We start from the raw sequence: 21,192 nt of genomic DNA, 5'->3' as shown, positions 1-21,192 counted from the left end.
TACCGCACACAGGCGACGCTCAGCCGATACGGGCAGTCGCGCACATCGGGCAACGGGTGGTCTCGCCGACGACCCACCCGTTGATCCGGGCGAAGGCCACCGCCGCCGTTTGTCCGGCGACCGCGGCCTCGAATCGGTGCTCACACAGATCGCACCGCACCGCCCATCCATTGTGTCCACTGGATTGGATTACCTGCACAGTCATGTCACCCTCGCGACGTCACCGAATCCGAACCGTGGCACCAGCATCGCACAGCCAACCGACGAAGCAGAGCCCCAGAGCCCCAGAGTCCCGTGCTGACAACATCATGCACCCGAACAGCGGCGCGCCATCGACCACGACAGACCTCAGTTGGCGCCGCGCGGTCCTTCACCGATCCCCAGACGTTACTGCAGGAGCATTGAGCGCCGTGGGTTTGCACGGTCCCGACGCGGAATGGTCACGAGATGAGCGGCGCTCACCGACCTCTCCCCACCACCAAGATGTGTCGAGGGGTTTCGCGGAACTCGCTGGCGTACTCATCATTGAAACCGATCGCACTCGCCCCCTCGGACGTGCAACTGATCCTCTCGCCCGGATCGACGAACACGAGTCCGTCGATGGCACCGACCAGTTGCCCACAGCCCTACTCATGACGTAAACGACTTTCGGGGTGGTCGTACGGTCCCGATACCAGACAATTGCATTACTGCTAACTACGCTAGCTAGGATTGCAAGTATCAGATCCTGACGATCATTCCGCGCACAGCACCCTGCGAGCGGCCGCCGGCGATCCTTTGAGGCTCCTCCTCAACTGCGCTAATCGGCTTTTCATCAGATACCAACGTGTCGACCCAACGTGTCGACCCCCTCGTCACTTTCGTCACCGTGATGCAATTCGAGCGATGGTCGCCGTACCGCCCCTTCGGTCACACACGATCGACGACCGACCCATGAAGCTGCAGAGGCACTCTCGACCTACACCTGCGGCACCAACGGAATCCTGTCGGGCCGGATGCACGTAGGGATGCGCCTACCTCCGCTGTGCCCACCGCCACTCCCCCGCGCAGTAGTTCCGCTGGCGTGGTGCGGCCCGGCCTTCAGGTGTGGGCGAACTCCGGCGGACGGGAGTCCAGGCCTTCGGCGTCGCAAGAAGGAAAGGTGCTCACTCGGCGCGGCGCCGACGCGGTTTACGGATGTCGGTGCGCGCACCCTGGCCCGGCCTGTTGTTCGCCCACTCGACGATCTCCGAGCGCTTCCACAGCGGAGTGCGGCCGATCTTCTCCACCGGCGCCGGCGCTTGCCCACGGGAGACGTACCCGCGGAACGTAGAGACCGACAGATCGGTACCGGTTTCCTCCTTGATCAGGTCGATGACCTGATCGGTGGTCAATCGATGTGGGTTCGCCATCGGTTGAGAATCCTTCCTGTTCATGCCCGTCGACGATGCGGGTGGCAGTTCGGTTTGTAGTACGGCTGTCGACCGGCCGCGACACGACGCACGGCGGCGCGAGACTTCCCTCGGATGGACCATACAACGGCGTGCTGTAATGCCCGCATACACGTTCGGGGGTCTGGTAGCGGTCCACACGTTCCAACACTACAGCGATAGATTGCAAGGTTCGGTAATCCTTGGAGGATCCCTCTAGCTGGGGACACGACACGTCCCGGAACATCGTGCGTCCCTCCTCGAACCGCAAGGAACTGTTGGCTTGCGACGGCAATGCCCACATGCCGCTGCCTAGCGGCGGATCTCGCGCACATTCATTGCCGATCGTGCGCGCGAAAACCTCACGTCGACGTCCCCGCGGCCAATCGGTAGGACGTCTTCGACGCAGCGGCCGCAGCGAGAACGATCTGCGTCGTCGGGAGCCGATGGGATTCAGTGCCGACTCGGCGAGGCAGTGACGGCACGTGGCATGGCGACCGTCGTCGCGCGTCCCGACATGGCCGTAGACCGCCCGCGCGATCACGTGCTCCGCATGGCTCCGCAGGATGTCACTCCCGCATGCCAGGCATCTGAGAGAAGAAGGCCCGTGCCGCCGACGCTGACCAGAACAAGTGCCCACAGTCCCATCACGCGAACACGAACGCCACGATCTCCTCAGGCACGTCCTACCAGGCGCATTGAAATCGCGGGCAAATAGCATTCCACACTTGAAACCGTCGAGTAGCCCACGCCGGTTGCGCTGACACGGTGACCGGGCCGTCGACTCGGCGTCGGATCGACCCTGCTACGCCGCGTCAGTTCACCTCGACACGGTTGACCACGTACCCTGCCCGCTGGAGCAAGCGCGCAGGAGGAGAAACTGTATGGGGGTCGGATCGGTGCACGAAACGCTCGTTAAACACGACGGAATGGCCTATCGCCGAGGGTTGGGCGGCGCGCAGATCAGGACTGACGCGCGACACTTCGGCGTGTCGACGGTGGTCACCCGATGAAGCCCGTCGAAATCGCCGACGGCGTGTTCTTTGTGCACTCCGAGATGGTCAACTGGGTACTGCTCACAGACGGTGACGCGGTGACCGTGATCGACACCGGGTACCCGGGGCAGCGTGACGACGTCGAGGGATCGATCCGGGCTATCGGACGGGATCCTCACGGCATCGAGGCCGTGCTCATCACCCACGCGCATGTCGACCACGTCGGCAGCGCACAGTATCTCGCCGAGACCTACGGGGCGCCGGTACTGGTACACCCTGCCGAGGCGGCTCACGCCCGGCGTGAATGCCATGAGGTCGCGACACCGTGGGATGTGCTCAGCAATATCTGGCGACCCGGGGTCCTGCCGTGGGCGGTCAAGCTGGTCCGGCTGGGTGGCACGGCCAAGTACGGCGTCGACTCCCCCACGCCGATGCCCGTACCCGGCGCCCTGACCTGCCCGGGTGCCCCCGTCCCGGTTCTCGTGCCCGGCCACACCTCCGGTCACACCGTCTACCATCTTCCCGCTCGCGGTGTGGTGATCTCCGGGGACGCCCTGATCACCGGGCACCTGACCTCAACGGTCTCCGGGCCCCAACTGCTGCCGCAGTGGTTCGACCACGACCGCGGTATGGCCGCGGAGTCACTGCGCATCATCGGAGAGTTGGACGCCGACATTCTCCTGCCCGGACACGGGCCGATCCACCACGGATCCGTCGCCGAAGCGGCCGCAATCGCACGAGAACGCGTCGACGCCGCACGGTGAGCTTCAGATCGCGCTGACGCGAGACCTCCATTCCCACAGGGTCTTCGCGCACGCTACCCACCCGAGGAACGCCACCGTCGGGCAGGACTGCTCTTATTGCCAGCAATGCAGACAATGCGTGCAATCGGGAGGTGTTGGGTGGGCGAGTTCTGAGCGTGTGGTCCCTCGTCAGCGGAGGCGCATCAGAGCTTTTGGGCGGAGATCTCCACATCTGCACCGCGCAGTCGTTCGACGAGCACGTCGCCGAGCGCGGTGGCCGGGGTGAGGACACCTGCCTCGTCGGTGAGCCGGCGCCGGTCGTGATGGTGGGTGTAGATGTCCATCGCGAAGTAGCCATTGCGTTGCGTCTTTTCGCTGGGGCCCTCGCCGGGTGAGGGGAGGTTCTTCGCTGCGGAAGTTCTTGCGGTTGATGGGTTTGTCGATCAAAACGGAGTTATCCAGCACACTGGCGAGGCGTCAACTCGCGGCCGGACCCCACCCGTGGGGCCGATCTTCTCGTTGTCGCTAGCGCAGGGGTGTGGCCCGGCATCGGGGGGGTGATGCCGGGCCACAGGGGGTGTTCTGGAAACAAAATTGGGGGGATGTTCACCAGAACACCATCAGTCTAATGCCCGTACGGGGCGATAACGTCACGGGGTCAGGAGATCCGGGACGGCTGCGTCCCGAGGTCGCCTGATCTTTCGGACGGCGAGATGGAGGCATTTCGCATCCCAAGTAACACCTGACGCCATCTTCGCGTTGCCAGGGACTCGATGCCGAGCATGTACGAACGCCAGTCGCGATCATCGAGTGGACCATTCCTGCCACATTCACTGCGCTGCCGTCGATGTCGAGTCGAGCCGGGAGGCGGTCGATTCGGATTCACGTGGCCGGCCACCGGCCACCGGTTGCTTCGACCAGTGCGGCATACCTGGGTTGCACACTCGATGACTGGTGAGTGGTGGCGGGGGGGTCATTGCTTCCCGCAGTCTGCGGCTGTCGGCAATGAGGCACCGGTCGCGGGCTTCTCACTGGATCCGGTTCCAGCACATCGGGCCACGGGTACATCAGGAAATGACCATCGCCGGGCGGTAGGAACGCGGTGGAGGGGTCAGTCCTGGTCGGCGGCGCTGACGGCCGCTGCGGGGCACCAGTGGGTGACCTCGAGACTTCCCAGCTTGTTGCCGGTGGGGATGGTGAAGGTACAGGATGCGAGCCATTCGCCGCGGGAGGTGCGTGCCCAGGCATGGAGCATCCCGGGGACTTGGACGTCGAGGTCGAGTCCCTCGGCGCGGACGCGGAGGGGAAGGTCGTTCGCGGCGCGGCCACCGTGGTGTGCCATTGCGGCAGAGACGTCGATGGTCACCGGCCGCGGTGGGCGCACTTCCCGCCACGGTTTCGGGTCGTACACGGCTTTCCATCGTTCGAACATATATTCGACTCTAGTGTTACTCTTGATTGTGCCGCCAGCGGTTGGTGAGGGAAGCGCCGACCGCTGGCGTCGTCCTACGTCGGCGCCTACGCGAATGGCGCGATCCCCATCCGAGGCTGGCTGATCTAGGCCGGTCAGAGCAGTAAGGAGCCCCTTGATGGCATTGCCCGTTTTGACGCCCGAGCAGCGCGCTGAAGCATTGGAGAAGGCCGCTGTGGCCCGGAAGGCGCGCGGGGAGCTTCTCGCCGCGGTCAAGGCCGGTGAGCTCACGGTCTCCGATGTGCTCGCGAAGGCGGAGACCGACGAGGTTGCGAAGAAGACCAAGGTTTCGGCTTTGGTGAAGGCGCTTCCCGGTGTCGGTCCGGTGAGGGCGGCGCAGATCCTGGAGGATCTGTCGATCGCTGAGACCCGGAGGATCGGCGGTCTCGGGACGAATCAGCGTCATGCGCTTCTGGGCATCATCGCCTGACTTGCTCGTGGTGGTCGGCCGCCGACGCCTGTGTTTCGGCGCTTTTGTCGGTGGGGCGATCTACTGTGACGATCGCGACGAGCAACAGGTCGCCACTCACTACCCAGACCGGTGACTCGTTCCCGGTCCTGATCTGCGGGGTTCCGCAGATTGGTGTGTGGCAGCCTGTTGCTGTTTGCTTTCAGCGGCGGATCGCCTTGGTGAAGATTTCGGCGTGACCGGCGAGCTGGGCGGCCGCGGGTCAGGCCTTGGCTGCTGCGGCGGCACTCTGCGCCGCGAGCTTCGCGAGGCCGGCCGCGTACATCCGCCTCCCGACGAACAGTGCCACGATCGCCGGCAGGTACACCAGCGGGGCCAGTTGCAGTGCACCGAGCAGGCCACGATGGTCCGCGAGGATGCCGATGACGAACGGTCCGGTGGCCAGTCCCAGGATGTTGTTAGCGACGGTGAGGCTGCCGAGTGCGGAGGCCCGCACCGACTGGTGCGTCAGGCTGGCCACCATCGCCGCGGTGGGACCGGAGGAGCCGGCGGAGAAGAAGGCGCCGATGCCGATCAGGGTCAGCTGCGCCGCACCGGTCTCCAATTGCAGTCCGATGCCGAGGGCGGCCAGCGAGATGACGCAGAACGCGATGGCGCTGGACCACTTCCCGGCCGGGTTGCGGCGGCTGACGCGGTCGGTGATCATGCCGCACACCACCATGCCGGTGCCGATCAGCAGCACGAAGACCGAGGCGATCACGCCGGCCTTGTCCGGAGCCATGCCGTAGTAGCGGTTGAAGAAGCTGGGGGCCCAGGCGAGCAGCACGGCGGAGGTGAAAATCTGCAGTCCGCCGCCGAGGTACGCGCACCAGACGGCAGGGTTGGTGAACAGCGTCGAGACCGGAACCCGGATTGGGCGGCTGTCGGGGCGAGCGACCGGCGCGGCGTCCTGGTCGACCGCGTGCGCGGCCAGCCGGCGTTCGGTGACCACGGCCCGGAACATGGCGACGAGGATCAGGCCGAGCACCGCCATCGCCGCGAACGACCACCGCCAGCTCAGGTACACAGCGATGACTCCGCCGAGTGAGACGCCGACGACCGAACCGAATGAGCCGCCGGCCATGAACGCACCACTGAGAGTGGAGTGGACGCGGGGCGCGAAGACGCTGAGCATCACCGCGATACCGACGCTGCCGTAGGCGGCCTCGCCGACCCCGACGAGGAAGCGGGCGGCGAGCAGCTGCTCGTAGTTGGCCGCCACCGCGCAGAACAGGGTGGCGATGCTCCAGAGCACCGCCATCAGGATCAGCGACCGCACCCGGCCCCAACGGTCGGCGAGCAGCGACAGCGGGAAGGTGAGCAGGCCGACCATCAGGGCGACGATGCTCGTGAGCGAGGCCAGCTGGGAATCGGACAGGGCCCATTCGGCTTTCAGGAACGGGAAGACTGCGCTGAGCACCTGGCGGGACATGTAGTCGGACAGCAGCAAGGCGAAGGTGAGCGCGAACACGAGCCACGGGTAGATCCGTCGGCGGGTCGCGGGTCGCTCGGCGGCGGTCCCGGTGAACTGGGGGTCGACGGCGGGTTCGGCCGGCTGATCGGTGGTGGTGGACAGTCCCATTGGGGCTCCTGGGGGGCGACTGGACCGAAGTGGGGGGGTGATTGTGCGGACGTCGGGGATCAGGGGGCAATGCGCGGCGCGGCGATCTGGCGACGTTCGTGAGCGTCGAGTTCCTCCTCGAGGATGGGGACGCCGAGGTTGCAGGCATGGATACCCAGGACGCTGACCATCTGCAGAACGGTGAGGATCTCCTCGCGGGAGACACCGAGTTCGAGGGCCATCCGGATGTGCCGTCGCACGCCGGGTGCGTACATGTGGGTCGCGGCGGCGTCGATCGCGATGCTGAGGAGTTCGACGAACTCGGGAGTGAAGACCCCGCGTCGGACCGGGGTGGCGTTCATCGCCATGAATTGCTCGGTCCACTCCGGATCCCAGTCAGACAGGGTGTTCCACAGGGGGTTCCAGTTGCCGTCACGACGCATGGCGTCGAGGGTCGGCGTGGGGATCGGGTCGGGATTCGTCGGCACGCGGCACTCGTTTCACAGAGAAGGGGCAAATGGGGTGCGATGCAGGCTGTCCTTCACAGCGGATGTGGTGCGCATCACGTTAGCTCCGGCGCGCTCCGGGTAATTAACCCTCCGGGACGTCATTCTGTACATTTCGGGACAGGCTTCCGCGTGAACGGACCGTTCAGGTTCCCGGCGGCCTTGAACCGTTCGTTCGCACACCGGCCCGGGCGATCGGTCAGCCCCCCGTGCGCTTGCGCCATTCGCGCGGGCTCATGCCGAACTGCTGATGGAACCAGCGGGAGAAGCTACTGGGTGCGGAGAACGCCAGCATCTCGGAGATCTCGGTGAACGTGTGGCGCCGGCCCGTCACCATGCGCCGGGCGAGTTCGGCGCGGGTCGCGTCGACGACCCCGGTGAAGGTCAGGTTCGACTTGGTCAGGTGTCGGTGTACCGTGCGCCGGTCCACACCGAGGCTCCGGGCTACCTGCTCGACCGAGCAGCGGCCGGTCGGCAGCAGGAGTTCGACGAGTTCACGGACCCGGACCGTGAGGGTGGGCTCCTCCGGCGCCGCCAGGTCATCGAGAAACTGCTGCGTGTAGCTGCGCAGCAGCGGATCGGAGACTCGGTTCACCTGATCAAGATCGCTTGTGTAGGTGACGATCCCGGAGTAGTCGCCGCCAAAGGTCAGGGGTGCGTCGAAGATGCGGCGGTGAGTGCTGTCGTCGGCGGGTCGTTCGTGTTCGAATGCGGCGGCCTTCTGCGATCCCGAGTGGGAACCGTTCGACATCGAGCGTCACGTTGCTCACTACACGACACCCGCCGATCACTTCTGAGTGAGTTCACCTAGCCGAGCCGATGCCCATGGCTTGGCTTCGTCTAGAATCGCCGCACCGGACACGACCAGTGGGCTACCGAGGTGGGTGAAGCGGTAGACCGCCGCCGCACACACGACCATCACGGTGCACAGCACAGCCAGTCCGACACCGGGATCGCCAGGGACGTACTCACCCCGCTCAGTGTTCCTCACATCCTGGACCGGCCAGTCGGATCAGCTCACGGCCGGACGACGAGTCATGCTGGTTCGGCCGGTCCACCACCACAATCCGGCCGCCGCGGCCGCCACCGCCACGGCGAGAACCCACCAGGGTGTCGCGAGCCCGGCCGCGCCGTCGTCGACGAGGTCGTAGATCCTCCCGACTCCCAGCGCGGCGAGGAGGGTCAGCACACCGCCGAGTGTATTGAGCATCCCGAAGTGGGCCCCGAGGTTGCGTTCATCTGCCAGGATCGCGATCGTGTCCCGCATCGGCGGCACCATCAGCATCTGTCCCAGGTGCAGCAGGCCGACCCAGACGATCAGCCCCGCGAGTTGTGTCACCGCGGAACCCGGCGCCCACAGCACGGTGAGGACCGGGGCGAGGAACGATGCGGCTACCACTCCCATTCCGGCCACGGTGGACGTGCGGTGGCCTAGCCGGTTCGCGACCGCGACTGCCGGGGACTGCCCGAAGATCACGAGAAGCGCCGCGCCCGTGAAGAACCAGCCGAGTGCCGCCTGCGATCCGACGCCCCGCTCGAGTTGTTCCGGCAGCATCAGATACAGCTGGTTGTACGCCGCCAACTGGGCTCCGCACAATGCCGCGAACACGAGGAAGGCGCGATTGGTCAGGACCGTCCGCCACACCTGCCGCAGGCTGCCGGGCGCGCCGGCAGACGGCTGGTGCGATGTGGACACCTCGGCGGGGAGCCAGATCGCGAATGCCACCCACAGTCCCGTGAACAGGACGGCCGCCGCGACCGCGGTCCACACGAACGGCACCACCAGGAGCACGGCACCGAGGGCCGGACCGACGACCGTTCCGAGGCGGCTGCACATCTGCTCGAGCGCGAACAGTTCGGTTCGGCGGAGCACCCCGTCCTGCTCCAACTGCCGGCCGAACGCCGCATCCGCGGCCTCGACCGCGGGCGCGAACAGGGCTGCCGCCAGCCCGACCAGAAGCACCCCGGCGATCATTGCCGCGAACGTCGTCGCCACACCGAGCACCAGGAAGCCGGCCACCCGCAACGCGATCCCCAGCAACACCAGCGGCCGCACACCGAAGCGGTCGGCGAGACTTCCTCCGAGGAAGAACAAACCCTGCTGACTGAACGTGCGAAGACCCAGTACGAGTCCCACCGCCCAACTCGCCAGGCCCAGATCCTCCGACATGTGAACCGCAAGAAACGGCACCACCAGGTAGAAACCCACATTGAACAGGACCATCGACACGAGGATCAGGCGAACAGGCGCCGGAAGGACGCGGGCCAGTCGAAGCGAGCGAGCGAGAGCGCTCAGCGGGCGGGCACGCAGCACAGCCGTCACCCTAGCCGGGACCGGAATCACCTCTGCCGCACGGTGTCCTTCAGGAAGGTCAGAACCTGCCTCGCAGCCGTCGGACCCGTGTTGAGGTAGAACACGTCGTCGTCGACCGGGATCGCCCGACCCGCCCGGACCGCCTGAAGCTCCGGCCACAGCGGCGCCTTCGTCAGCGTCGACGAATCGCCGCCCTGAACGCCGTAGAAGATCCACTCTGCGTCGGCGACGGTCAGTTCTTCCTCGCTGATGTCCCGGGACGTCTCGTCGAACTCCTGGGAGGCAGGGCGTGCGAGACCCGCATCCTGCGCGATGCTTCCGGTGAACGACGGAATCCCGAAGATGCGCATCCTGTTTCCGTTCTGGCGAGTGAACGACACCGTGGGCTCCGAGCCGAGCGACGCCCCGACCGCTGCCGCGTCCGTGTGGAAGGTGTCGAGCAGGGACTGCGCCTGTTCCGTCCGTCCGACCGCATCGGCGGCGAGGAGGAAGTCCTGTTTCCAGTACACGCCGGTCCCCTGTGTCGCGACCGTCGGTGCGATGGCCGACAGCTGCGCGAAGAGCCTATCGGCGTCCTTGCCTGCGGTGTTCATCAGGATGAGATCGGGGGCGAGATTCGCGATCGCCTCGTAGTTGGGGGTGAATCGGCCGCCGGCGTCGACGATGCGGTCGAGGCCGGACCGGTACTGCGGGTACGCGGCGAGGAGGTACGGCGGGATCAGTTCGGCGCCGTCGCCTCTCGTCGACCCGGCGGGGACGACACCGAGGGAGAGCAACGCATCCGCCTGGCCGGTGGAGATCACGACCACCTTCTGGGGCTCGGCGTCGAGGGTGGTCTCGCCCTGGAAGTGGGTCACGGTGCGCGGGAATTCGCCGTCCGGCTTTCCGCTGCCCATCCCCTCGGGAACTGCTCGTGGGGCGACGAAGTCACCGGTGGGCGTGGGTGGTGCAACCGTGTTGGTTGTCGGCGATTCGGAGTCCGGGGCGCTCGAACACCCGCCGAGCACGAGTGCGAATGCTGCGACAGCGGCGATTCCCGCGGCCCTGATGCGGATCATCGCCGCGCGGCCGGGGTCTCGTTGATCTTGGCGACGAACTCCTCCAGGACGAAGGGAATCGTGAGCGGGTTCGGCATCGACACCGCGTCGCTGACGATCGGGTCCAAACTGATCAGACCACCATCTCGGACCACACTCAGATTCGTGAACGCGGGCTGGGACTCCATGTCGCCTCGTACCTTCTCGTAGTTGTCGAACAGGAGGTAGTCACATTCGAGCAGATCGTAGTTCTCGGCCGAGATCTCGACGTTGAGCTTGTTCTCGAACCGTCCCTTCAACGCCGGAGGCGTGTCGAAACCCAGCTGGGTCAGCAGTTGCGCCCGGGCGGCGGCCGGGCTGAATGCGCGCAGATTCCCGTCGCTCCAGCGAATGACGAGCGCGGCCGTCTTGCCCGCGAACTGTGGGTTCGCGTCGCGGGTGCGGACGATGAGGCTCTCGATATCGTGTACTTCCTGCTTCGCCTGCGCCGGAAGTCCGACCGCCGAGCCGATCCGGGTGGTGACCTCCTGCCAGGGCAGCACCCAGTCCGTCTGGTCGGCGGCGTGCAACACCGTCGGCGCGATCGCACTCAGTTGCTGATAGATGCTCTCGTCGATCGCGTTGTTGACCGCGATGATCAGGTCCGGGTTGGACGCCGCGACGGTCTCGATGTCGAACTTCGTGGTGGCGTCGGCGAGGGCGACGGGTACGTCACCGTGAACGCTCGGATCGGCCCACACTCCGATGCCGTCGTCCGTCGAACCCTTCCACACCGGCACCAGCACGGGGGTCAGCCCGAGAGAGAGGAGCACGTCGGCGTCGCCGATACCCACCGCCGCGATGCGGGTCGGGGCCTGAGTAACGGTTGTGGACCCGAACTTGTGCTCGATGGTGACCGGGAAGGCGCCTGGTTCGGCGTGACCCGCGGTGCCGTCACCGGCCTCGCTGTCAGAGGCGTCGGCGCCGCTGCATCCGGCCACAGCTATCCCGGCAAGGGTCGCGAAGCTAATCGACAGCATGGCGCGGCGGCTCAACGTGGGAGACATAGGAAGGGTCCTCTCAACTTTGGTTACCCTAACCATAATCGGGAGCTGTTGTAGAGCGAGACTGTCCCCCTTCGGAACCGTCCCCGCCGTCCGCAGCTGAATCGCCTATCACCGAGCCTCAAGCACGACGGGCCTGAGCGAATTCTTCATCGCCTGACAACTATTACGATTCTCCAAAATATTGCTGGTGTGGATTGGCGCTACCACAATGTCAGGGAAAGTCCGGCCGCTTCGGCACACCGGATCCGCTCTTCGATGCGGTCGGGATCGTCGCCCCGCGCGAGTCCGGTACGGATGGCGGCGGCGACCGCGCGGATGCGCCCGGCCGGGCCACGGACGTCGGCAAGCGGGCTGGCGAGGTTGCGCTTCTCACCGACGATTGGGCGGCGGCCGGTTGGGAAACCGTCGTGGAACGAAACCCGGACGTCCTCGTCCTCGGTGACCTGCTGCGCAACCGTTTCTCCGGAGACCTGCTGGCCGACAAGGTCGCCTTCCTCGAATCCGATCCCGTGACACAGAATCTCGACGCCGTGCGGAACCAGCGGTACATCGCCCTGCACGGCCGAGATGAACCCGATTCGTGCCGTCGACGGCCTCGAGAAGGTCGCCGCCTGCCTCCGCGACGTGAAGGGGCCCTCGTGACCACCAGACTCGATCGCGCCGGTACCGCTGCTGCCGACCCGGTTCGGCAGCAGTGGTGGGAACACTCTGTTCACTCTTCCGCCTTCTTCTGATAAAATGAACATTTGTTCATTACATTGATGGAGGAAGCGTGGCACGCACCGCCGAGCAGAACGCCGCCCTGACCGCGGCAACACGGAGCACGGTGCAGACCGCGGCCGTGCGCGTCTTCGCCCGTCACGGGTACGCCGCATCGGCCATCCGTGACATCGCGCTCGAAGCCGGTGTCAGCATCGGCACGATCTACCGTCACTATCCGACCAAAGACGCGGTATACGGCGAGCTGCTGGACCAGGCGCTGACCGGTCTCATCGCCCTGACGGACGAACTGTCCGGCCCTGGGTGTCCGGCCGAGATGATCCGCGGATTCACCGCTCACTACCTGTCCGATCTCATCGCCGACGATGGTGCCGCAGAGTTCCTGGTCGTTATCAATCAGGCTGTGACTGAAGGTGTTCCGGCCGTCGAGACCGCCCGAGTCCTCGACGCCCACCGCTCGATGTGGCGCGCCGTCGAGGATCTGATTCGTCGAGGCCAAACGGTCGGCGAGTTCGGTGACGGTGAGCCGGCTCAGCTCACGACCTGCTACTTCGCGATGCTCGGCGGTCTCACCTCGCTTCGGGTCGGTCTCGGCGCCGAGTTCACGGACCCGGACGTCGATGTCGTGCTCAGACTGCTCACGGAAGGACGGACGAGATGATCGTGAACAAGCGTGGTGACGAGCTCGGCGAGGACTATCGCAGGCAGATTACCGAGGTGCTGGTCCGCGGCTTCGCCGAGGACTTCGCTTTCTTCTCCTCCGACCCGGAGCAGCTGACCGCCGCGTTCGAGCACATGCTCCTTCTGGACCGTTTCGTCGTGGCCCTGGCCGAAGGTCAGCCCGCGGCCATCGCGTCGGTCACCTCCGGTGATCAGGAGTGCTTCGCACCGCGGCTGCCGGAGTTCCGTCGCCATCTCGGGATCCTGCACGGGACCATCAGCTACCTGGTGGTGCGCTCGCAGTTCCTCGGTGCGCCCGAGCAGGCACGGGACGGTCTGGCCGAGATCGGCTTCGTCACGACCGCCCCCACCCACCAGCGGCGGGGATTGGGAATCGCACTGATGCAGTACATCGTCGATCTTCCCAGCTACGACGAGTTCATCCTGCGCGACATCAAGGACACCAACGCACCCGCGCTCGGCCTCTACCGCAAATTCGGATTCACCGAATACCGGCGGCGTCCCGTCCGCTTCGCGCGTCGCGCCGGCTTCAGCCACTACCTCTCGCTCCGCCTCACACGGGCGTAGACCTGCGCCCGCACGATCGCTGATCAATCACCGCGAAGTTCTCACACTGGCCTCGATTGGGAGTGATCAGATCCCCGCGTGATGCCGGCGGAGATGACGAGCTCCGGATTCGTCGAACCGGCAAACTATGAACAACGTGATGCGGATCCATAATAGCGACAGCCCATTTAGGGATCGCCGTTGCCCTGTGCGTGCCTGACCTCACTGGGCCTTGTCACTTTCCAACGTTCATGTCACACGCGTGTCACTTTCCAGGATTCGTGTCACACGGGACGAGACTGGATGCGTGCCCATCGCTCCGCGGAACCTACAAACGGCTTCGATGAACGTCTAGGTTCTGTCTTCTAATTGCGCAGTCGGTGGGTTGTAATTGTGGAGGCGAGGAGTACGCCGCCGAGGTAGGTGATGGCGTACTTGTCGTAGCGGGTTGCGACACCGCGCCAGTGCTTGAGTCGGTTGAAGCCACGCTCGACGGTGTTGCGGTGTCGGTAGAGCACGGCATCGAAGGCCGGGGGTCGCCCACCTCGGGAGCCCCTTCTCCTTCCGTCGTGCGATCTGATCGGATCGTTCCGGGATCGTGTGCGAGATGTGGTTGTTCCGCAGTAGTTTCCGAGTCGAGGGATGGGAGTACACCTTGTCCGCGAGCAACCGCATGGTGCCACCGTGCCGATTCGGGTAGAGCTCGAGCAGCGGCGCCAGCTGGGGTTGTCGCCGACCTGCCCGGCGGTCAGCAACATCGCGACCGGAGCGCAGGCGCCGTCGACGAGGGCGTGGATCTTCGTGGTCCACCCGCCTCGGGAACGTCCCAGTGCGTGATCGGTGGGCTCGCCTGCAATCGTGTAATTCGACTCACCCCCTGTGGGTCTGGCAGGTGGAGCGCCCGCCGCGTGCTGGTGGGCACGCACGCTCTCGGCGGCGATACGTCGGTGTAGGCAACAACCTGATCGTCGAAATCCCCCGGTGCTGCCGGGGCCACCCACGGCGGCGGGAGAGGCGTGAAGAACGGACAGGCGGACCGGACCGATCCGCGGCCTTGAGGTGTGTTCGCCGGGTAGCAGCGAATCACGAGCGGAATGGTCGCGGCCAGTCCTGTATGTCCAGAACTCACAGAATCCTCACAGACTGCATGCGGACAATTGCAGGCAGGGGGCGACGGAGGAGACGAACGATGACCAGCGCCCCCCATCAACAGCCCGGCTGGGTCGGAGGTGACGGTGCTATGCGCGCCGTCGATTTCCGTCCCCCGTTCGGCTACCTGGTCCCGACAGGACAGCTCGTCCACGACGCCGCACTCGACGAAGATGTCGAGGTCCTCACGACCGCATTCCTGAACACCGCGACCGAGCGCCGACTACTCCGGCCCGGTCAGTATGTGCTCGTCCGTGAAGTCGGTCCGCGGCGATGGTTCGACATCGTCGACTGGTACGAGGACCTCGATGAGGCGCTCGAGCATGCCGACGCGCGCGGACAACCGGCCGTCTTCGACTGCGCGGACGGAGCGGAGATACCCAGCGCGTGGGGTCGGGTGGCTGGCTGAACGTGACAGGGCCTGAGGCGACAACACAGACACCCGCACCGACATAGTCAAGGTGTTCGCCCATGATCCACGACGAACTTCGGCAGTGGCAGTCTCGCCCAGACACTCCGCACGGAACTGCATGACGGACCCCCGCGGTTACGTTCCAGCGCAATTCGACGGCAGTTCGCGGCGCATAGATCTCCACCGATCCCGCGCGCAACGTCCGGCACCGGGCCAAACCCCTCGACAGCGCCGACCGTTCCGGCGAAGACTGAATGAAGACGTAAGAAGGGACCATCATGCCAGTACTTCGCGTGGAACATTCGGTCAGCGACTTCGACGCGTGGAAGAAACTCTTCGACGACGATCCGGTGGACCGCAAGGGCTCGGGCGTTCAGCGCTACCGCGTCGGACGATCCGTCCGCGACCCCGCTTTCGTGACCATCGACCTCGAGTTCGAGACCGCGGAGCAGGCCGAAGGACTGCTCGAGAAGCTACACACCCTCTGGGCCGGCCCGGGCAAAGCGATGATGCACGACCCCCGCGCGCAGATCATTGAGACAGTGGAGGACGTCACTCCCTGACGTCGTCCGAAGCCGCATACCTTCCACCCCCGCTGGCCACACCTCGGGTCAGGTCAAATCCTCGGTGGGAGCGGAGGCTGCATTGTCCTTGATCGACGCAATCCCGTTCTGGGCCGCCGCCTTAGAGGTGTACCCCTGGCTGGCTGCGATGATCTCGCCGTTGGCTGCCTTCAGGTGAAACCGGAACTTGCCGGCCGCGTCCTTGAAAAGCTCGAACTTCGCAGTCATCGCCCCTCCTCCGCGTGAGCCCACGCCGGTTGCAGACCCGCCCCCTCACGGTAGGCCCAACAAACCCTCATTGGCGGCGGAACCGCCTTTACGGCGACGCGCGTGACCCCTTCCCGGGGCGTGTCATCTTCGCAGGTCAGTCGATGTGTTCGACCTTGGTCTTTACCGTGTCCGGGGCAGAAAGCACCGCAGTGGGAGATTGGGCCACCTCCTCAACGAGTTCGAAAATAGTGTGATGGTGTGGATCACAATCCCTGGACTTCTCCACCGTGGCTCACGAAGATCACTCATGCGCCGCTCGTCACTACGTGCAGGTTGACCGTGTAGCGCCCCTGCCAGCTGATATTCATCGTTGGCGGGGGCTGCGCTTGGCTGTCCCCCAACACAACCCACGCCGCCACACGACTGCCACCGATGTCCCCGGGCCCGCGACTTCCGGCCGACGGTGTCACTCACGAGACAGTCGCCGCCGTCGCGACCGTGGCCCGCCCATTCGGCGCTCGACCGACAAGCCGACACCCATCCCCAGGCGGTGTCAGGGTGCACGCATCCGGCGCCCGATATGCCCGGGACCAGCGACGAACTCCTCCGTCGCCCTCCTGGGCTAAGTGTGGCAGGAGGCGGATCAGTACTACACCTGGTCAGTCCCGCCACCCTGGGGAGAACCCTGCAGCCCGGTCGCCCCTCGGGGGCGCGGCCCCTGAGTGGTTTTTCCACCGCCCAGGGTCGGTCTACCCGGCGGATCCTGGCGTGCTCGGGTCGGCAGTGAGGTCGTCGGTGTCGGCGAAGACCAGGCGACCGTCGTCGAGGGCGACAGCCCACCGATGCACCGGAGCCCAGGCGTGCCCACGCTCCTCGGTGTCGGTCAGCTCGGCGTAGTCCTCGACGATCCGACCGGTCTGCGCCGATTCGGACGGCCGGCGCACCAGCACCCGCGCGCCCGCGCCGAGCGGACCAGGTTCGGGTCTCGGACTGTGATCCTTCTTCTCGGGCATCGGTCTGCGCCTTCCGGTCGGCTACACGCCCGGATCATAAGCACCTCGCCGACGAAACCTCATGCTCGACGCCGCCAGGCCTAGCAATCGACGACGAACCGACCGCACTCCGGTGCTCGCGTCTCCGCCAACGGTGGCTCACACCGCTCGACGAGCACCAGCTCATTACCTCAGTACCGCCTCGAGCGCCGTAGACACCCATAACGCTGTCACCGGGGTCGACGTTCAGGGACCGCCACTCCGCTACCGAGACTTCTTCCCGGCGACCGCGGTCGCCGGGTGCACAGCGACCAGGCCGAGGCCTTGCCGCCGCTTACACAGCCGCGCCAGCTCTCGATACGCGGCCTCACCGAGCAACTCGGTCAGCTCCGGCGCATACGACTGCCACACCGCCTTCGCGCCGACCTGCGCGTCCGGCGAGCCGGAGCAGTACCAGTCCAGGTCCGCGCCGCCCTCACCCCAGCCGCGGCGGTCGTACTCGCTGATCGTCGTCTTCAGGACCTGCTCGCCGTCGGGTCGCTCCACCCATTCCTGGGTGCGCCGGATCGGCAGCTGCCAGCACACGTCCGGCTTCACCTCGAGCGGCTCGATGCCGCGCTCGAGTGAAGCGTGCCGCCGACGCCTGGATTGGAACGCATGGCGATGAGCGAGTCTTTGCTCATCAACCGATCTCCCTTGGGTGTCGTGCCGTCGCCGAGGTGGAAGCGCGCGTAGCGCACCTGATCCCGCACGCTGGAAATCAACGATCCGGTCGGGTTGCAACTGCGCGAGAAGAACCAGAAACCCGGGTCCACAACGGCTTTTCCGTCGTCGACGCTGTGGGAGGCGGCGATATTCCGGCCGATTGTGGAATTCGACTGGGACGCCTCAGAGGAATTTAGGATGCTTCACAGGGCGGGAGCGGTCACCGCGTTCCGGAATTCCGGTCGTGTGGTGGGTGGGGGGTTGTCGAGGGCACGGACGGCGGCGCGTTCGACCAGCAGCGGGACGAAGTCCCGGATCCGGCATCCGTCGAATCGGTGGTGAGCGGCATAGATCATGCAGTCGACCGTGGTGGGGTCCAGGTCGGGGTACCGCTGGTACAGGCGGGAGCGGACGGCGTCGATGTGCTGTTGTTCGGTGACGTCCATGACAACGATTGTTCTCCCCCAGGCCAGGGTCGGGAACCTCTTTCCACGCTCCCACCAGGTGAAACATCCAGCGAGGCGCAACGGCCGCACCCGCGGCCTGTGGCCTGCGGCAGCTCGTGTGGGTTGACCAGGGTGGCCGCGGGGCGCACGCTAGGCGCGCCCGGCCGCCGCGGGGCGTGGTCTTCGCCGCCTTGGGCCGTACTGGCCACGGACTGTTGCGCCGCGTAGAGAGACCCCCGATGACACCGTACGACCATGCTGATCCCGATGTTGCCCAGGCAGAGATGTTTCTCGGTGTGCTGCTCGCCGAAATCGACGTCTTGAGCGGCCGCATCGACACCGCCGAGGCGCAGGCACGGGCGGCGGACACCGTCGATCACGGTGAGGGGCAGAGGCTGCGGGCCGACGCGCAAAATGCTGCGCGGGCAACTGTATGAGGTGCACAGTCTGGTGGATCGGCTGGCGTTCCGGTTTCCCGCCGCTCTCGAGTCGGCGAGTACTCGCGCGCGGTGAGCGGACCTGATCAGAATCGCGACGGCGTGCGTCGTGGATTGACGGGGCGGACGAGGGCAACGGTGGCGAGCGTGGGCTCCAGCCCGATCTCGCGCCATTCGGCGGTGAGAGTGATCGCCCGGACAGCCACGTCAGACTCGGTGGGGATCCAGTACTGGGGTTCGGTGCGATACGTGCACCTTCCCGCGGCCGCAGCGTGCACATCGGGGCGAGCACGATAGGGGTCGGCGACCACGAGATGGTCGATCACGTCGAGCCACACGTCGAGATAGGACCACCGTGCGGACAGGTCCTGCGGGTCGGTCAACGGACGAGTCTGGTGGCGGGCCCGCCGGGCCGGGTCGGCGGCGGCGGTCAACGCCAGGTGCACGGCGAGGCCGGTGTCGTACGCGACGACTCGGTTCAGATGAAGCGTCAAGTGGTGACCGGTGGCCAGGAGACGGTGGTCATGCACCTCGGTGCCACCGCAGGCCGGTGCCGGGTTCTCGGGCCACCTCCGCATGCGCATGATCTTCGATGGTGCCCGACGCACCCTGCGGTGGCAACGCCACACCCCTGAAGGCGGCTGCCGACTCATGAAGGGGTGCATCCAGGCTTGCACCGCCGGTGTGGCCGCATATCCATGCTCGGGTGTCCTGTTCAGGCGGCGACGGTTGGGGTACTCCCGGTCCGGATCGGGTACGCCGATCTTCGGGCGATGGGGAATGTGGTGAGACGGTCATGAATCTGGTGAGCGGTGCGGCACGAGTGGCAACCGGGGCCGGTGAGGCCGCGACGGCCACCCTCGGCGCTATCGGCGGAGCCGCGGTCGGCGGCCTGGTCGGCAGCATGAAGGGCGCGGCCACCGGAGCTTCGGAAGGGGCGCGGCGCGGTAGTCATTCGACCCCGGCGGCCGTGTTGACGATGGGTGCGGTCGCGGCGACCGGTGTGGTGCAGTGGCCGATCGTGGCCGCGGTCGGCGGGACCGCGCTGGTCCTCGAGCAACTCAAACCCCGCACATCGCCGCAGAACAAGCCCGGTACCGGCGCCACGACAGCGGGTGCTGATGCGCCGGCCACTGCCACGGAGGGGCCGGCTTCCCCAACCACAGCACTGGCACGTACGCCGGAAACAGCACCGGTGCCGGCGGCCTCGAAGGCAGCGCCGAAGCGCCGGACCGCAGCGAAGTCCGGGACGCAGCGCGGAACAGCACCGAAGAAGCCGTCCCGGACGACGCCGTGACGACAACGTCTACGCGCCGAAAACTCAAGGATCGAATTCCACCCTGACGCGTAGGGGCCGAGCCGGCCTGAGGTACCGACGACGTCAAACGCAAGGGCGGCGATTACTTCGACGCGAAAGACACCCGCCGACACGACCGGGAAACCCCAGAAATCGGTCTCCCACAGAGGTTTTCCTAGACTTGAGGGCAAGCCTGCCGTCGTAGTTATGTCGGAAACTGGACTGTGGGCACCCGACGACGGATCCCGGACACGCTCGATGAGCTGATACCCGTATGCGCTTCGGGTCGATCGAGATCCAGGCATGCAGACCCGGACAAGGTGGCGCGCACGATCTCCCGCCCGGTCGGGGACTCGTGGCCGATGCGGTGGTGATGATGGGCGATCGCGGTCCCGCATCGTCTGGGCGCGGCATTGGAGGCCACTGTCGGGTCGGGCCACCGGTGGGTGTCTGCTTGCGGGGGGTGGTGGGCGGGTAAGCGTCGAGTCATGAGCACAATCACCGAAGCAGTCGACGTCGGCGTCCCGATCCGCGTGGCCTATGACCAATGGACTCAGTTCGAGTCGTTTCCTCAGTTCATGGAGGGGGTGAAGGAGGTTCGGCAGATCGATTCGACCACCACCCATTGGGTGTTGGACATTGCCGGGCAGAGAAGAGAATTCAACGCCACGATTACGGAGCAGCACCCCGATGAGCGGGTGGCGTGGAAGTCCGATGTCGGCCCTGAGCATGCCGGGGTCGTCACCTTTCATCGACTCGACGACACTCACACCCGGGTTACTGCTCAGATGGATATCGATCCGGACGGTGTGGTGGAGAACGTCGCCGACAAGCTTGGTGTCCTGACCCATCGGGTGAAGGCCGACATGTCTAAGTTCAAGGAGTTCATCGAAGCGCGCGGCACCGAAACCGGTGCCTGGCGCGGGAACGTCGACCGGCCCGACGACGCACTTCCCGACGAGTCCTGATCGCTCTCACCGCCGTAAGGGTGATGTGTGGATGTTGTGCCGCGATGGTGTGAAAGTGGTGTGGGAACGATGGCAGGATCCAGAAATCAGCTCAGCATTGCCACCGGTCGGCGACTGAGTCGAACGCATTCGATCTAAGACCCTGCCCCGCTCTGAGGTGAGCATCGCCGCGGGGTGCATAGTGCGCCCGGTTCGGGGTACCCCATCCGCACGCTGTCCACGGGCGGCGAGACCCTCGGTCGGCTCCCCCTTCGACCGAGGGTCGTCACCCGCCGCACGTGGACCGAGGACGAACGCGCTGACCTGTGCTCTGGACGGCCATGATCGGTATTAGCGATGTACCACTTAACGCCCCCGCCCTCTATCGGTCGTTGCAACACCTTCGATGAGGGGATGTGGGAAATGGCGAAGGATGCGGATGCTGCTGCTCAGGGTTGGGCATCTGGGACTTCCGCGTCTCCCGGTCCTGACGCCAGACTCTCCGTAGGTAACTCCCAAATGTCTGAACTTACTTTTCCAAGCGGGCGTGCGCTACC

Annotated in this window: 23 protein-coding genes and 4 pseudogenes; 9 read left to right on the top strand and 18 right to left on the bottom strand. The window is 65.7% G+C overall.

Going from position 1 to position 21,192, the window contains the following annotated elements; translation table 11 throughout:
• Positions 1-19 precede the first annotated feature (19 nt).
• Positions 20-205, bottom strand: a complete 186-nt coding sequence (locus tag CJ177_RS46990) for a hypothetical protein (RefSeq protein WP_143548746.1) — start codon at positions 203-205, stop codon at positions 20-22.
• Between the two features lie 940 nt (positions 206-1,145).
• Complete coding sequence (locus tag CJ177_RS33820) at positions 1,146-1,391, bottom strand: AlpA family transcriptional regulator (RefSeq protein WP_005255831.1); 246 nt, start codon at positions 1,389-1,391, stop codon at positions 1,146-1,148.
• 1,027 nt (positions 1,392-2,418) lie between these two features.
• On the opposite strand from CJ177_RS33820, the gene CJ177_RS33815 reads away from it, so the two are divergent.
• Positions 2,419-3,168: an MBL fold metallo-hydrolase gene (locus CJ177_RS33815; RefSeq protein ID WP_095869662.1), complete on the top strand. Its 750-nt coding sequence runs from the start codon at positions 2,419-2,421 to the stop codon at positions 3,166-3,168.
• Positions 3,169-3,350: 182 nt separating this feature from the next.
• Here CJ177_RS33815 and CJ177_RS33810 read toward each other — a convergent pair.
• Together CJ177_RS33810 and CJ177_RS33805 are read right to left on the bottom strand one after the other, a co-directional pair.
• Positions 3,351-3,548 (bottom strand): annotated as a pseudogene (locus CJ177_RS33810) (saccharopine dehydrogenase); the annotation flags it as partial.
• Between the two features lie 710 nt (positions 3,549-4,258).
• Complete coding sequence (locus CJ177_RS33805) at positions 4,259-4,558, bottom strand: hypothetical protein (RefSeq protein ID WP_100229381.1); 300 nt, start codon at positions 4,556-4,558, stop codon at positions 4,259-4,261.
• A gap of 178 nt (positions 4,559-4,736) precedes the next feature.
• Here CJ177_RS33805 and mihF point away from each other — a divergent pair, with 178 nt between their 5' ends.
• The gene (gene mihF / locus CJ177_RS33800) at positions 4,737-5,048 is read left to right on the top strand and encodes an integration host factor, actinobacterial type (RefSeq protein WP_095869661.1); all 312 of its coding nucleotides are present in this window, start codon (positions 4,737-4,739) and stop codon (positions 5,046-5,048) included.
• 241 nt (positions 5,049-5,289) lie between these two features.
• On the opposite strand, the gene CJ177_RS33795 is transcribed toward mihF, so the two are convergent.
• The 7 genes from CJ177_RS33795 to CJ177_RS47610 all read right to left on the bottom strand — a co-directional run bounded on the left by CJ177_RS33795 (position 5,290) and on the right by CJ177_RS47610 (position 12,246).
• Positions 5,290-6,648 carry an MFS transporter gene (locus tag CJ177_RS33795; protein WP_095869660.1) on the bottom strand — a complete coding sequence of 453 codons (1,359 nt, stop codon included), beginning with the start codon at positions 6,646-6,648 and terminating at the stop codon, positions 5,290-5,292.
• Between the two features lie 59 nt (positions 6,649-6,707).
• A complete protein-coding gene (locus CJ177_RS33790) occupies positions 6,708-7,115 on the bottom strand; it encodes a carboxymuconolactone decarboxylase family protein (protein WP_061045254.1) in 408 nt (135 codons plus the stop codon).
• A 217-nt stretch (positions 7,116-7,332) separates the two neighbouring features.
• The gene (locus CJ177_RS33785) at positions 7,333-7,884 is read right to left on the bottom strand and encodes a helix-turn-helix domain-containing protein (protein ID WP_373560071.1); all 552 of its coding nucleotides are present in this window, start codon (positions 7,882-7,884) and stop codon (positions 7,333-7,335) included.
• 261 nt (positions 7,885-8,145) lie between these two features.
• On the bottom strand, positions 8,146-9,447 hold the full coding sequence (locus CJ177_RS33775) for an MFS transporter (RefSeq protein WP_257014804.1): 1,302 nt from the start codon (positions 9,445-9,447) through the stop codon (positions 8,146-8,148).
• A gap of 26 nt (positions 9,448-9,473) precedes the next feature.
• Entirely contained in the window at positions 9,474-10,505 is a 1,032-nt protein-coding gene (locus CJ177_RS33770) for an iron-siderophore ABC transporter substrate-binding protein (RefSeq protein ID WP_095869659.1), read from the bottom strand.
• Entirely contained in the window at positions 10,502-11,530 is a 1,029-nt protein-coding gene (locus CJ177_RS33765; protein WP_257014803.1) for an ABC transporter substrate-binding protein, read from the bottom strand. Before CJ177_RS33765 ends, CJ177_RS33770 begins: the two co-directional genes overlap by 4 nt.
• Before the next feature lie 200 nt (positions 11,531-11,730).
• The gene (locus CJ177_RS47610; RefSeq protein WP_179443337.1) at positions 11,731-12,246 is read right to left on the bottom strand and encodes a hypothetical protein; all 516 of its coding nucleotides are present in this window, start codon (positions 12,244-12,246) and stop codon (positions 11,731-11,733) included.
• Between the two features lie 56 nt (positions 12,247-12,302).
• Between CJ177_RS47610 and CJ177_RS33755 the strand changes: the two genes are divergently transcribed.
• Both CJ177_RS33755 and CJ177_RS33750 read left to right on the top strand, forming a co-directional pair.
• Entirely contained in the window at positions 12,303-12,911 is a 609-nt protein-coding gene (locus tag CJ177_RS33755) for a TetR/AcrR family transcriptional regulator (protein WP_095869657.1), read from the top strand.
• Positions 12,908-13,498, top strand: coding sequence for a GNAT family N-acetyltransferase (locus tag CJ177_RS33750; RefSeq protein WP_095869656.1), 591 nt, complete (start codon positions 12,908-12,910; stop codon positions 13,496-13,498). Before CJ177_RS33755 ends, CJ177_RS33750 begins: the two co-directional genes overlap by 4 nt.
• Positions 13,499-13,842: 344 nt before the next feature.
• On the opposite strand, the pseudogene CJ177_RS48645 reads toward CJ177_RS33750, so the two are convergent.
• Positions 13,843-14,418: pseudogene (locus CJ177_RS48645) on the bottom strand (IS5 family transposase); the annotation flags it as partial.
• Positions 14,419-14,666: 248 nt separating this feature from the next.
• Between CJ177_RS48645 and CJ177_RS33740 the strand changes: the two are divergent.
• Both CJ177_RS33740 and CJ177_RS33735 read left to right on the top strand, forming a co-directional pair.
• Positions 14,667-15,035, top strand: coding sequence for a hypothetical protein (locus CJ177_RS33740; protein WP_143548744.1), 369 nt, complete (start codon positions 14,667-14,669; stop codon positions 15,033-15,035).
• Between the two features lie 281 nt (positions 15,036-15,316).
• Positions 15,317-15,601 (top strand): hypothetical protein, encoded by a 285-nt coding sequence (locus CJ177_RS33735; RefSeq protein WP_095869653.1) that lies wholly within the window; start codon positions 15,317-15,319, stop codon positions 15,599-15,601.
• A gap of 48 nt (positions 15,602-15,649) precedes the next feature.
• On the opposite strand, the gene CJ177_RS33730 is transcribed toward CJ177_RS33735, so the two are convergent.
• From CJ177_RS33730 to CJ177_RS33710, 5 genes and pseudogenes are all read right to left on the bottom strand, one after another.
• Positions 15,650-15,829, bottom strand: coding sequence for a YegP family protein (locus CJ177_RS33730; RefSeq protein ID WP_072948217.1), 180 nt, complete (start codon positions 15,827-15,829; stop codon positions 15,650-15,652).
• 731 nt (positions 15,830-16,560) lie between these two features.
• Complete coding sequence (locus tag CJ177_RS33725; protein ID WP_009476007.1) at positions 16,561-16,824, bottom strand: hypothetical protein; 264 nt, start codon at positions 16,822-16,824, stop codon at positions 16,561-16,563.
• 243 nt (positions 16,825-17,067) lie between these two features.
• Positions 17,068-17,430, bottom strand: a pseudogene (locus CJ177_RS33720) (hypothetical protein); the annotation flags it as partial.
• A pseudogene (locus CJ177_RS33715) lies at positions 17,430-17,681 on the bottom strand (penicillin-binding protein); the annotation flags it as partial. The pseudogenes CJ177_RS33715 and CJ177_RS33720, both read right to left, overlap by 1 nt.
• A gap of 30 nt (positions 17,682-17,711) precedes the next feature.
• Positions 17,712-17,954, bottom strand: coding sequence for a three-helix bundle dimerization domain-containing protein (locus tag CJ177_RS33710; RefSeq protein WP_095869652.1), 243 nt, complete (start codon positions 17,952-17,954; stop codon positions 17,712-17,714).
• A 239-nt stretch (positions 17,955-18,193) separates the two neighbouring features.
• Here CJ177_RS33710 and CJ177_RS33705 point away from each other — a divergent pair, with 239 nt between their 5' ends.
• A complete protein-coding gene (locus tag CJ177_RS33705) occupies positions 18,194-18,391 on the top strand; it encodes a hypothetical protein (RefSeq protein WP_095869651.1) in 198 nt (65 codons plus the stop codon).
• 86 nt (positions 18,392-18,477) lie between these two features.
• Here CJ177_RS33705 and CJ177_RS33700 read toward each other — a convergent pair whose 3' ends face one another.
• Positions 18,478-18,969, bottom strand: a complete 492-nt coding sequence (locus CJ177_RS33700) for a serine/threonine protein kinase (protein ID WP_306453416.1) — start codon at positions 18,967-18,969, stop codon at positions 18,478-18,480.
• Positions 18,970-19,187: 218 nt separating this feature from the next.
• Here CJ177_RS33700 and CJ177_RS33695 point away from each other — a divergent pair, with 218 nt between their 5' ends.
• Together CJ177_RS33695 and CJ177_RS33690 are read left to right on the top strand one after the other, a co-directional pair.
• On the top strand, positions 19,188-19,688 hold the full coding sequence (locus CJ177_RS33695) for a hypothetical protein (RefSeq protein WP_095869649.1): 501 nt from the start codon (positions 19,188-19,190) through the stop codon (positions 19,686-19,688).
• 488 nt (positions 19,689-20,176) lie between these two features.
• Positions 20,177-20,656 carry an SRPBCC family protein gene (locus tag CJ177_RS33690; RefSeq protein ID WP_095869648.1) on the top strand — a complete coding sequence of 160 codons (480 nt, stop codon included), beginning with the start codon at positions 20,177-20,179 and terminating at the stop codon, positions 20,654-20,656.
• Positions 20,657-21,192: the final 536 nt, after the last annotated feature.

This window comes from Rhodococcus sp. ACPA1 (genome assembly GCF_002300195.1).
GTDB classification, from domain to species: Bacteria; Actinomycetota; Actinomycetes; order Mycobacteriales; family Mycobacteriaceae; genus Rhodococcus_F; species Rhodococcus_F opacus.
This window is presented reverse-complemented; position numbering and strand designations above follow the sequence as displayed.